We start from the raw sequence: 10,895 nt of genomic DNA, 5'->3' as shown, positions 1-10,895 counted from the left end.
CTCGAATCCTACGACGGGGCCGTCGTCGCCGGTATCGACGGCGCGGCGCGGGGCGGCGGCGTCGAACTGGCGCTGGCCTGCGATATCCGGGTGGCGACGCCCGGCGCGACCTTCGCGGAAACGGGGGTCAAACTCGGCCTGTTCGGGGCCTGGGGCGGGACAGCGCGGCTCCCCGACATCGTCGGGACCGGCGATGCGCTCGACATCGCGCTCTCTGGCCGAACGCTTGACGCCGAGACGGCGCTGCAGATGGGGCTGGTCTCACGGGTGACTGCGGAGCCTCGGGCTGTCGCTGAAGAGATAGCAGCCGTCGACGCGGACGCGCTTCGAGTGCTGAAAGCACGGATGCGAGACGATGCAGACAGGGAAACACAGGAGCGCCGCGAGCAGCAGGCCTTCGCCGACCTCAACGCGAAGACTGAGTAGGAAAGGGTACAAGACGACGCCTCGCATACGGACCGCCAATGGTCGACTGTGAGTACTGCGGGGAATCGTTCGACGGCGACGACGCCTACCTTGACCATCTCGCCGACGCCCACGACGGCGAACTGGGCGCGATTGATCGACGGCGCGTCGAAGAGCATACCGGTGGCGAAGAGGGGAACGCCCTCCCGGTCGGGCCGATTGTTATCGGCGTCGTCGTCGTGCTCGCTATCGGACTCACAGTGTACGCGACCCAGCTGAGTGGTGGCGACGGCGGCAGCAACGCGGACCTCGTCGGGACGGCGGGCGCACAGCCGCTGTCGGCAGTCGAGGCCTCCGGGGTCGAAGCGTCGTCACTGGACGACACCGGCGACAGCGACCGACTGGCCGGCGTCAAGCAGTTCCCGGACAGAGGGACCACCCACGTCGAAGAAGGCAGTGCTATCGACTACCAGCGGGTCCCGCCACTCTCCGGGACGCACTACGCTTCGACAGTCGATGCAGGCTTCTACGAGGCGACGCCGCTGCTCGGTTCGCTCGTCCACACGCTCGAACACGGCGCGGTCATCGTCTACTACGACCCCGATTCAATTTCCCCAGAAGCCAGAGAGAGCCTTCGGGAGTTCTCCAGCACCCACACCGGCACCTGGCGGAGCGTGATCGCTGTTCCGAACCCCAACGACGACCCGCGGGCGACCTACGTCGTGACGGCGTGGCGGCACGAGCTAACGATGGACAGCTACGACGCCGAGACCGTCCACGCGTTCCTCTCGGAGTATCTGGGCCGCGGACCGGAGAACCCGGTCCGTTAACGACTAAGTCGAAGGAACAGGCCTCAGTACAGCGGGTCCGCACCCGGCGGCATCGCCCGCTTGTGGGCGCTCGATTCGTACATCTCGCGGACAGTCTCGACGACATCGAGCGGGACACCAAGCCGGTCGGCCGTCGCAGCCGCCGGGACGCCGCCGTCGATATGCAGGGCGAGGATAGAGTCGAGCGTGTCGTAGTCCATCCCCATTTCATCGGCGTCGGTCTGGCCGGCCCACATCTCGGCGCTGGCGGTCTTTTCGGCGAGGTCGTCCGGGACGCCGACGTGTTTCGCCAGCTGCCGGACCTGCTGTTTGTACAGCGCCGCGATAGGATGGCAGTCGACCGCGCCGTCGCCGTACTTCGTGTAGTAGCCGACCAGTGCTTCGCTCCGGTTCCCGGTGCCCAGGACCAGCGCCTGCTCGTGGTTACCGACGAGATAGTTCAGCACCGCCCGACAGCGAACCCGGAGATTGCCGACGGCGAGCTGGTCGCCCTCGGCGTCGGGATAGGCGTCGAGGAACGCGTCGACGAGCGGGTTGATTTCGATGACGTCGTACTCGATGCCGAGCAGGTCGTTGGCCACGCGCTCGGCGTCACTCATGTTGTCCGCGCGGTTGACCTCGCTGGGCATCACGAGGCCGTGGACAGCGTCGCGGCCGAGCGCCTCGACAGCCAGGTGTGAGACGAGTGTGCTGTCGATGCCGCCAGAGAGCCCCAGCACCACGGTGTCGACACCGGCAGCTTCGACCTGATCCTCGATGAACGACGTAATATGGTCGCGGTGGGCGTCCAGTTCAGCCTCGGAGAACGTCAGGTCGATCGGGTCGTTGGCCCGTACGACGGAGTCCGCTGTTGCCATATCTACTAGTTGGCCGGGCGGAACTAATACCCATCCATCGGCGCGATATTTTCGGACGACCGTCCAGTCGAAACGCTACGTTCAAGTGCGGTCGCTGTTGACAGTTCGATACGGGGTTCGCAGGTACAGCGGACCTGCAGTCTACCGAAGTGCGCCGGTGGTGAGCAAATCCGACGGATTTGCGAGCCTCGGCGCGCGAGTGACCGTAGTGAACGATGCGCGCCGGTGTAATGCGGTTCCAAGGGAACCGCAATGCTCGGCGCGAGTGCAACGAGCGCCGGTGGTCCAGTGGTAGGACATTGCCTTCCCAAGGCAATAGCCCGGGTTCAATTCCCGGCCGGCGCATTTTGCTGCGAGCAAGTCGCGAGCAGCAAATGCAGTCCACGGGAATTGAATCACGCGAGGCGAACAGAGTGAGTCTCGCCATCGGGTTCAATTCCCGGCCGGCGCACTCCCTGCGGTCGTTTGCCGCCCGATGTTCGCGAACGCGTCGCGTTCGCTCACTCCCGGCCGGCGGGTTTTGCTGCGAGCAATCCATGAACTCCAACCACAGCCGGAGATCGAGCCACGCAAAAAGCGTGCAGTTCGAACTCCGCAGGTAGTAGCGACACGATTCTAGGTACGTAGAATGAACGGTTATATGAGGATAATATGTAGTATGTTAACGTATGCCTCGACCAGCCACTCGGCCCCACAATCCCCTACTGGAATGTAAGAAATGCCACGAGCCGGTAATCAAAACAGCCGACGAGGAGTTCGAGTGCGTGGAATGCGGTTGGCGGCCAACTGCGGACAGTCTGCTCTCGTAAGCCAGATCGGGGGCGACCGGTGCTATTGGGCCAGTCACTGTTGTATTTCGGCCGAGAGAAGAGGCACCGACCGCGCCGTTACTCACTATTGGTACCAGCGGTAGTGTGAGCCCGCGGACCGCGAGATACTTGTCGGGGCCGGGCATACCCAGTGTCAACAGATGGACGCGCCGCTGTGGACGGAGACACACGCCCCGGAGTTGTCGGATATCCGCCAGCCGAAGGCCCGCGAACACCTGCAAGGAGCCATCGAGGAGCCGATGAACCTCCTAGTCCACGGGCCGAAAGGGAGCGGGAAGACGGCCGCTGTCCGAGCCTTTGCCCGGGAGGTCCACGAGAACCCCGACGCGGACTTCACGGAACTCAACATGGCGGACGTGTTCGACATGACGAAAAAGGAGGTCTCGAACGACCCGCGGTTCGCGTCGTTCATCGACAGCAAGCGCCGCCGCGAATCCTCGAAGGCCGACCTCATCAACCACGTCCTCAAGGAGTCCGCCAGCTACTCGCCGGTGTCGGGCAGCTACAAGACCATTCTGCTGGACAACGCCGAGGGGATGCGCGAAGACTTCCAGCAGGCGCTCCGTCGGGTGATGGAGCAGTACTACGAAGCGACGCAGTTCGTCATCGCGACGCGTCAGCCCTCGGCTGTTATCCCGCCGATCCGCTCGCGGTGTTTCCCGGTCGTGATGCGCGAACCGACTCACGAGGAGACGGCGTCCGTGCTGGAGGACATCGTCACCGCGGAGGACGTCGACCACGACGACGACGGCATCGAGTACGTCGCCGGCTACGCTGAGGGGGACCTCCGAACAGCAGTGCTGGCCGCCCAGACGACCGCCGAAGCCGAGGGCGAGGTGACGATGGACGCCGCCTTCGAGACGCTGAACGCCGTCGAAGCCGACGACCAGGTCGAGCAGATGATCGACGCGGCCGAAGACGGGCGCTTTACCGACGCGCGGTCGACGCTCGACGACCTGCTCGTCGACGAGGGGTATGGCGCGTCCGACATCCTCGACGACATACTGGCGGTGGCCCGGTCACGCTACTCCGGCGATCGACTGGCCGAAATTCACACCATGGCCGGGGAGACGGATATGGCGCTCGTCGACGCGGCCAACGAGCGAATTCATCTCTCACACCTCCTCGCACAGCTGGGCGAGCAGTAAGGGTCGGCGTCCAGCCGCTATCGCTTTATCAGGACTGTAACGGTCGGAGCGTGCCGCTACAGCGCGTTCCCGTTCCTCGCCGAATCACGGTACGGCTCGGTGACACGGAATCGCGGACGCTCAGCCGCCGAGGCGGCGTCAACCGCTTCGAAATCCTTTTACGCGCTTCGGCGGGTAGATACGGACAACGAACCATGGATATCGACATCATCGAAGAAGACGAGAATCCCATGTTGCACCGCACGGACGTCCGGTTCGAGGTCGTCCACGACGAAGCCACCCCCTCCCGTCTCTCTGTCCGCGACTCTCTTGCGGCCACGCTGAACAAGGATGCCGAAGAAGTCGTCATCCACAAGCTCGACACCAAGTTCGGCATGCGGAAGACGGTCGGCTACGCGAAGGTCTACGACAACCCCGAGTACGCTCGCGACGTCGAGCAGGACCACATGCTCGAACGCAACAAGATCGTCGCCGACGGCGAAGAGGAAGCGGAGGAAGCATAGATGCCACACAACGAGTACTACAGCGACGACGGCGAACTCGACCGCGAGACCTGTCCCCGGTGCGGTGACACCGTCCTCGCCGAGCACGAGGACCGCCAGCACTGCGGCAAGTGCGGCTACACCGAGTGGAAGTAAGGCCGCCCGATGCGTATTCTGGGTATCGAAGGTACCGCCTGGGCAGCCAGTGCTTCGGTGTTCGAGACGCCGGACCCAGCGCAGGTAACTGACGACGACCACGTTTTCATCGAGACGGACGCATACGCGCCAGACAGCGGCGGCATCCACCCGCGCGAGGCCGCCGAGCACATGGGCGAAGCATCCCGACCGTCGTCGAGACGGTCATCGGACATGCACACGAGCGGGCGGCCGCTGGCGGTACGAACGGGGACGGAGACGACAGCGCGCCGATTGACGCCGTCGCCTTCGCTCGTGGCCCGGGACTCGGCCCCTGTCTTCGCATCGTCGCCACAGCCGCTCGGGCGGTCGCCCAACGGTTCGACGTGCCGCTGGTGGGCGTGAACCACATGGTCGCTCACCTCGAAGTGGGTCGCCATCGCTCGGGCTTCGATTCGCCGGTGTGTCTGAACGCCTCCGGCGCGAACGCCCACATCCTGGGCTACCGCAACGGCCGGTACCGCGTGCTGGGCGAGACGATGGACACCGGCGTCGGCAACGCTATCGACAAGTTCACCCGCCACATCGGCTGGTCCCATCCCGGCGGACCGAAGGTCGAACAGCACGCCCGCGACGGCGAGTACCACGAACTGCCCTACGTCGTCAAGGGGATGGACTTCTCGTTCTCGGGCATCATGAGCGCCGCCAAGCAGGGCGTCGACGACGGCGTTCCGGTCGACGATGTCTGCCGCGGGATGGAGGAGACCATCTTCGCGATGCTAACCGAAGTCGCCGAGCGGGCGCTGTCGCTGACCGGCGCTGACGAGCTGGTGCTTGGCGGCGGCGTCGGCCAGAACGACCGTCTCCAGCGGATGCTCGGCGAGATGTGCGAGCAACGCGGCGCAACGTTTTACGCCCCCGAAAATCGCTTCCTGCGGGACAACGCGGGGATGATAGCCATACTCGGCGCGAAGATGTACGCGGCCGGCGACACCATCGCTATCGAAGACTCACAGATTGACTCGAACTTCCGGCCCGACGAGGTGACCGTCACCTGGCGCGGGACCGAAGAGTCGGTGGACAGCTATCGGGCGGCGGACGACGAAGTCCAGGGCGCGGAGGCGACCGTCCGCTTCGACGGTGATCGCGTCATCAAGGAGCGCGTGCCCCGCAGCTACCGCCATCCGACGCTCGACGAGCGCCTGCGAATCGAACGCACCAGACAGGAGGCCCGACTCACCAGCGAAGCCCGGCGCAACGGCGTCCCGACGCCGCTTGTCCGTGACGTGGACCCGCAGGAATCTCGTATCGTTTTCCAGCGCGTGGGCGATGCTGACCTGCGCGAGGGGCTGTCCGAGTCACGCGTTACAGACGTGGGCCGATGGCTCGCTCGCATCCACGACGCCGGCTTCGTCCACGGAGACCCGACGACGCGAAACGTCCGGGTCGGCAGCTGGGACGGACAGGGGGACCAGACGTTCCTGATCGACTTCGGCCTCGGCTACTACACGCAGGAGGCCGAGGACCACGCGATGGACCTCCACGTCCTCGCCCAGTCGCTCGCCGGGACCGCGGACGATCCCGAGACGCTGCTGTCGGCTGCCGAGGACGCCTACCGGACCGAGAGCGACCACGCCGACACGGTGTTCGCCAGCCTCGACGACATCGAGGGTCGGGGCCGGTATCAGTAGGATAGGAACCAAGGGCGGTGCTGAGTTGCGGTCGGCGGAGCAAGCATACCGCGGCCTTCGGCCGCGGTTTCACGCGAATCGCTCCGCGATTCGCGCCTTTTTCGCCCACGTTCACAAGAGCGAAGCTCTTGTGCAGCCCATCAGAAGTCTCCGACTTCTGAGGACGTTTTTGGACGGGGGTTGAGCGCTCGCCGGGAGCGAGCGCGATGCCCCCGTCGAAAAAGGTGGTGGACAAATGGTTTAACCTCGGCCCGAATAGGAATCGGTATGGCAGAAAAACCCCAGTCGGGAACGTTGTTCGGCGTGCCGTACAACTTCGAACGACCGAGCCTCAAGCGGTTGGTGTCGGCCTATTGGAAGCCGGGCGATGACATGCTGGTGGAGAAGCCGTTCGGCATCGGCTACACGCTGAACCTGGCGAACTGGCGCTCGTGGGTCGTGCTGGCGGTCGCCGGCGTGATGCTGTATCTCGAACGCGGCGGCAGCAGCGAGGAGTTCGAATCCGAGAGCGAGGACGAACCTGTCGAAGTCGTCGTCGACTGAGACGGATTGGTTGGGCGGTTGCGGAGTTTCGACGGCTCTTTTATCGCCGGTCGCTGTGTGCCGGTATGCTCAATTTTGTCACGACCAACCCCGGGAAGGTCCGGGAGGCGACCGAGTATCTCGACGACGAGGTCGAACAGTTCGACTTCGATTACCCGGAAGTCCAGGCAGACGACCTGAAAACGGTCGCGGCCGAGGGGGCGCGGGCGGCCTACCGAGCGGCTGACGGACCGGTCATCGTCGACGACGCAGGACTGTTCATCGACGCCTTCGACGGGTTCCCCGGGCCGTACTCCTCCTACGTCGAGGACACCGTCGGCGTAGAGCGCGTCTGGCGCATGACCGAGCCGGAGGACGACCGCGGCGCGGCGTTCAAGACGGTCATCGCCTACTGCGACGGCGAAGGGTTCGAGGCGACGCCTGATCCGGGCGGGATCGACCGCGAGGACCGGCGCGGACAGGACCTAGCGGCCGACGACCGCGGCGCGGCGACGACGGACGAACAGGTCCACGACGGGAGCGCGGGGAGGAGCAGCGAGACAGTCCCGGTAAAGCTGTTCGAGGGGCGCGTGAACGGTGAAATCGTCGCGCCGCGCGGCGAGGGCGGGTTCGGCTTCGACCCGATCTTCGAGCACGACGGAACGACGTTCGCGGAGATGAGCACCGAGCAGAAGAACGCGATCTCCCACCGCGGGCGGGCGTTGTCGAAGTTCGCGGAGTGGTACGGTGAGCGGTAGCGAACCGTCCGTCGAGGGATGGGGCCCATCCCTCGGAAGTTCCAGCGACGAGGGACCGACGGCGCTGGAACCCGAAGCGACACCGGTCGCGGAGTGGTACGGTGAGCGGTAGCGACGTGCCGGTCGTCGGGACCGGCGGCACCGCCCTGATAACCGGTGCGTCGGCGGGCATCGGCAAATCGCTGGCACAGGAGTTCGCCGCACGCGGGCACGACGTGGTGCTGGTCGCCCGGAGCGAGCGGAAACTGGAGCGGCTGGCCGCGGCCCTCGAAACGAGGGGCGTCACGGCGACACCGATTGTAATGGACCTCGACCACGCGGCGGCCGCCGAAGCCCTGTACGAGGAGGTGCTGGACCGCGAGCTGGACATCGGTGTCCTCGTCAACAACGTCGGCGTGGGGACCTACGGCCCGTTCGCGGAAAGCGATCTCGACGCCGAGCGGACGCAGTTGCGGCTGAACGTCATGCTCCCGGTCGAACTGACGCGGCTATTCCTCGACGAGTTCGACGACGGCGGCGCGGTTATCAACGTGGGTTCAGTCGCCGGGTTCCAGCCGGGACCGAATCTCGCTGGCTACTACGCGAGCAAAGCGTACATCAACAGCTTCAGCGAGGCGTTGGCCGAGGAACTCCGTGAGACTCCGGTCGATGTGACGGTCGTCTGTCCCGGCCCGGTCGACACAGAGTTTCAGGAACGAGCCGGGATGGCGGACTCGATGGTTGGGTCTGTCGCCTCGAATACGCCCGAAGCAGTCGCGACGGCGGCCTACGAAGGAGCCGCCGCTGGCGAGACTGTCGTCATTCCGCGGCGGTCGATGCGGCTTATCGACCGGCTGGTCAGGGTGACGCCGCGCTGTGTCGTCCGGCGCGTTGCAGCGCTGGTCAATCGAGGCCGGTAGAGAATCAAGTACGAGAACGCTATCGGCCCTGGGCTTGTGTCGCTTATTACCGGGCCTACGTCCACTGATTTCTTTTCAATATCCGAGAATTAGACTGGAACATTATTAAACACTGTAAGAAAAGGGTGCGTATGCTCACAGACCCCGTCGGACAGTACAAAGCGGTGATACGCGAATCACTGGACCTCTTCGGCGTCTCCGGCTCCGTCGAGCGGAAGGTGCTCGCGGCCGTCGGTCTACAGTTTGCCGCCTCGGTCGCGCTGGCAGTCGTCTCTCTCGTCGCCAGCGGGACCGTCCGGTTCGTCGTCACCGGTGTATTGCTCGCTGGCGCTATCGTCGCGTTCGCCAACACGGTGTTCATCACCCGCGAGGACTTCGTCGAGCCAATCACAGCCATGGCCGCGGGTGCGGACCACATCGCGTCCGGCGAGCTCGACGTGGAACTGCCCGAGAGCGAGCGGGACGACGAGGTCGCCGAACTGCTCTCGTCGTTTCGGTCGATGCAATCCTACCTTCTGACGGTGTCCCGACAGGCCGACGCGCTCTCCCGACAGGAGTTCGACGCCGACGTCCTCGACGAGGATGTCCCCGGAGCTTTCGGAGAGTCGTTGGAGAAGATGGCCGCCAGTATGGACGACTACACCACCGAACTCAAGACGATGACCAGCGACCTCGAACGGCGCTCCCAGGCGTTGAACGACCTCGTCGTCGCCTTCGGTGACGCCGCCGAACGGGCGAAAGACGGGGACCTGACGGCCACTATCGACGAGGACTTCGAGGCCGACGACGAGCAGTTCGACGCCGTTGTCCAGAACTACAACGACCTCGTGACGACGCTGGGGGAGACGGTTGCCACCGTCGCCGCGTTCGCAGAGGACGTCGACGAGACGAGCGATCACGTCACCCGGAGCGTCGAAGAGATCGACGATGCGAGCGACGAGATTTCCCGGTCGGTTCAGGAGATCTCGGCGGGAGCCAGTCAGCAGGCGTCGCGCCACGACGACGTCGCCTCGGAGATGAACAGGCTGTCTGCCACCGTCGAAGAGATCGCCGCGACCGCCGAAAGCGCCGCCGGGACCGCCGAGCAGGCGACACAGCGAGGCCGAGAGGGGCGCGCGGACGCCGAGCAAGCTATCGATGAACTCGACGAAATGGAGGCCCGTATCGACGACATCGCCGTTGCGGTCGAGAGTCTGGTCGACCAGATCAGCGAGATTGACGACATCGTCGAGGTCATCACGGACATCGCCGAGCAGACCAATATGCTCGCGCTGAACGCCTCCATCGAGGCGGCCCGCGCGGACGGAAGCGGTGACGGGTTCGCCGTCGTCGCCGACGAGGTGAAGACGCTCGCCGAAGAGACCCGTGACGCTGCAACGGACGTATCGGACCGCATCGAGGCGGTCCAGCACGAGGCCAGCGAAACCGTCAGCGACGTGGAAGCGACGAACCAGCAGGTGACCGACAGCGCCGCAACCATCGAGTCGGCGCTCCGGGACTTCGAGGACATCGTCGACGTGCTCGGCGAGGTCAACGATTCGATTCAGGAGATATCGGGAGCTACCTCCGAACAGGCAGAGACCACGCAGGAGGTCGTCGATATGGTCGACGAAGTCGCGACAGTGAGCGAGCAGACCAACGAGGAGTCCGAGGCTGTCGCCGCCGCGACCGAGGAACAGACCGCGACGATTACCGAAGTGACCACCGAGGTACAGGAGATGGCAGCCCAGACCGACGAGTTGCGTGAGGTGCTTGCAGAATTCGACGTTGCCGAGGACGCAGCCGGGCCGTCGGGAGCAGGCGCCACAACCACCGTAACGACGGCTGACGACTAAGCAGCGAGATTACCGGCTACGCGCGTGGGTCACGGTCCGGACCGGGATACTCGCCGTCCTCGACGACTGGGTATAGTGACTCCGGGTCGAACAGGCGCGCGAAGGCGTCCGGTGGTCTGACACTCAGGGACAGATGACGGTTGAGCGACGCGCTGGTCCGGGCGCTCCGCAGGTCGTCATCGTAGGAGAGGAGGTGCTGTGCGCCGCCCCGATAGGCCGATGCCAGCGCGGGCTGGTCGCCGACCGGGTGCTCGACGATGTCACAGTCGGGTTCGATCCGCGCCCGCCAATCGGCCGCCAGGTCGTCGTCGGCGAGGTCGGCGATAACGGCAGCGGCATCGTCTAGCAGGTGGTCACTCGCGACGAGCGTGACCCACGAGTGCCGGCGGATGTGGTCGATAGCGGCACGGGCATCGCTGTCTGGTCCACACAGCAGATCGGCGGCGAGGACGTCGGCGTCGGCGACGACACGCGCCGGCGACGGCTCACGCATCGTCGTCCTC

The 10,895-nt window shown here is 65.0% G+C and carries 12 protein-coding genes, 1 tRNA gene and 1 pseudogene; 12 read left to right on the top strand and 2 right to left on the bottom strand.

The genetic code is table 11. The features are described from left to right. On the top strand, window positions 1–426 hold a 426-nt coding region (locus GJ630_RS12030), incomplete at its 5' end, for an enoyl-CoA hydratase/isomerase family protein (RefSeq protein ID WP_197427649.1). A 38-nt stretch (window positions 427–464) separates the two neighbouring features. Beyond that, a complete protein-coding gene (locus GJ630_RS12025) occupies window positions 465–1,235 on the top strand; it encodes a DUF3105 domain-containing protein (RefSeq protein WP_191449955.1) in 771 nt (256 codons plus the stop codon). 23 nt (window positions 1,236–1,258) lie between these two features. Here GJ630_RS12025 and GJ630_RS12020 read toward each other — a convergent pair whose 3' ends face one another. After that, window positions 1,259–2,092 carry an NAD+ synthase gene (locus GJ630_RS12020; RefSeq protein WP_191449954.1) on the bottom strand — a complete coding sequence of 278 codons (834 nt, stop codon included), beginning with the start codon at window positions 2,090–2,092 and terminating at the stop codon, window positions 1,259–1,261. 274 nt (window positions 2,093–2,366) lie between these two features. On the opposite strand from GJ630_RS12020, the gene GJ630_RS12015 reads away from it, so the two are divergent. The 10 genes and pseudogenes from GJ630_RS12015 to GJ630_RS11975 all read left to right on the top strand — a co-directional run bounded on the left by GJ630_RS12015 (window position 2,367) and on the right by GJ630_RS11975 (window position 10,392). Beyond that, a tRNA-Gly gene (locus GJ630_RS12015) sits at window positions 2,367–2,437 on the top strand. Window positions 2,438–3,062: 625 nt separating this feature from the next. Continuing rightward, complete coding sequence (locus GJ630_RS12010) at window positions 3,063–4,070, top strand: AAA family ATPase (RefSeq protein WP_191449953.1); 1,008 nt, start codon at window positions 3,063–3,065, stop codon at window positions 4,068–4,070. Between the two features lie 194 nt (window positions 4,071–4,264). Beyond that, entirely contained in the window at window positions 4,265–4,573 is a 309-nt protein-coding gene (locus GJ630_RS12005; RefSeq protein ID WP_004516108.1) for a 30S ribosomal protein S24e, read from the top strand. Continuing rightward, on the top strand, window positions 4,574–4,708 hold the full coding sequence (locus GJ630_RS12000; protein ID WP_004590578.1) for a 30S ribosomal protein S27ae: 135 nt from the start codon (window positions 4,574–4,576) through the stop codon (window positions 4,706–4,708). A 9-nt stretch (window positions 4,709–4,717) separates the two neighbouring features. Beyond that, window positions 4,718–6,378 (top strand): annotated as a pseudogene (locus GJ630_RS11995) (bifunctional N(6)-L-threonylcarbamoyladenine synthase/serine/threonine protein kinase). Window positions 6,379–6,645: 267 nt separating this feature from the next. After that, a complete protein-coding gene (locus GJ630_RS11990; protein ID WP_004590574.1) occupies window positions 6,646–6,921 on the top strand; it encodes a DUF5808 domain-containing protein in 276 nt (91 codons plus the stop codon). Between the two features lie 65 nt (window positions 6,922–6,986). Next, window positions 6,987–7,658, top strand: a complete 672-nt coding sequence (locus GJ630_RS11985; protein ID WP_014041541.1) for a non-canonical purine NTP pyrophosphatase — start codon at window positions 6,987–6,989, stop codon at window positions 7,656–7,658. Continuing rightward, window positions 7,648–7,770 carry a hypothetical protein gene (locus GJ630_RS20350; protein ID WP_255355555.1) on the top strand — a complete coding sequence of 41 codons (123 nt, stop codon included), beginning with the start codon at window positions 7,648–7,650 and terminating at the stop codon, window positions 7,768–7,770. Before GJ630_RS11985 ends, GJ630_RS20350 begins: the two co-directional genes overlap by 11 nt. Beyond that, entirely contained in the window at window positions 7,760–8,557 is a 798-nt protein-coding gene (locus tag GJ630_RS11980; protein ID WP_014041542.1) for an SDR family oxidoreductase, read from the top strand. Before GJ630_RS20350 ends, GJ630_RS11980 begins: the two co-directional genes overlap by 11 nt. A gap of 131 nt (window positions 8,558–8,688) precedes the next feature. Then, complete coding sequence (locus tag GJ630_RS11975; RefSeq protein WP_044952059.1) at window positions 8,689–10,392, top strand: HAMP domain-containing methyl-accepting chemotaxis protein; 1,704 nt, start codon at window positions 8,689–8,691, stop codon at window positions 10,390–10,392. A 16-nt stretch (window positions 10,393–10,408) separates the two neighbouring features. Here the strand turns inward: GJ630_RS11975 and GJ630_RS11970 are convergent, their stop codons facing one another. Then, complete coding sequence (locus GJ630_RS11970; protein ID WP_014041544.1) at window positions 10,409–10,885, bottom strand: hypothetical protein; 477 nt, start codon at window positions 10,883–10,885, stop codon at window positions 10,409–10,411. Window positions 10,886–10,895: the final 10 nt, after the last annotated feature.

Origin of the sequence: Haloarcula sp. CBA1122, from assembly GCF_009741785.1 — an archaeon.
GTDB classification, from domain to species: Archaea; Halobacteriota; Halobacteria; order Halobacteriales; family Haloarculaceae; genus Haloarcula; species Haloarcula hispanica.
The sequence above is the reverse complement of the archived record's forward strand: the minus strand, read 5'-3'. Positions and strand labels throughout refer to the sequence as shown.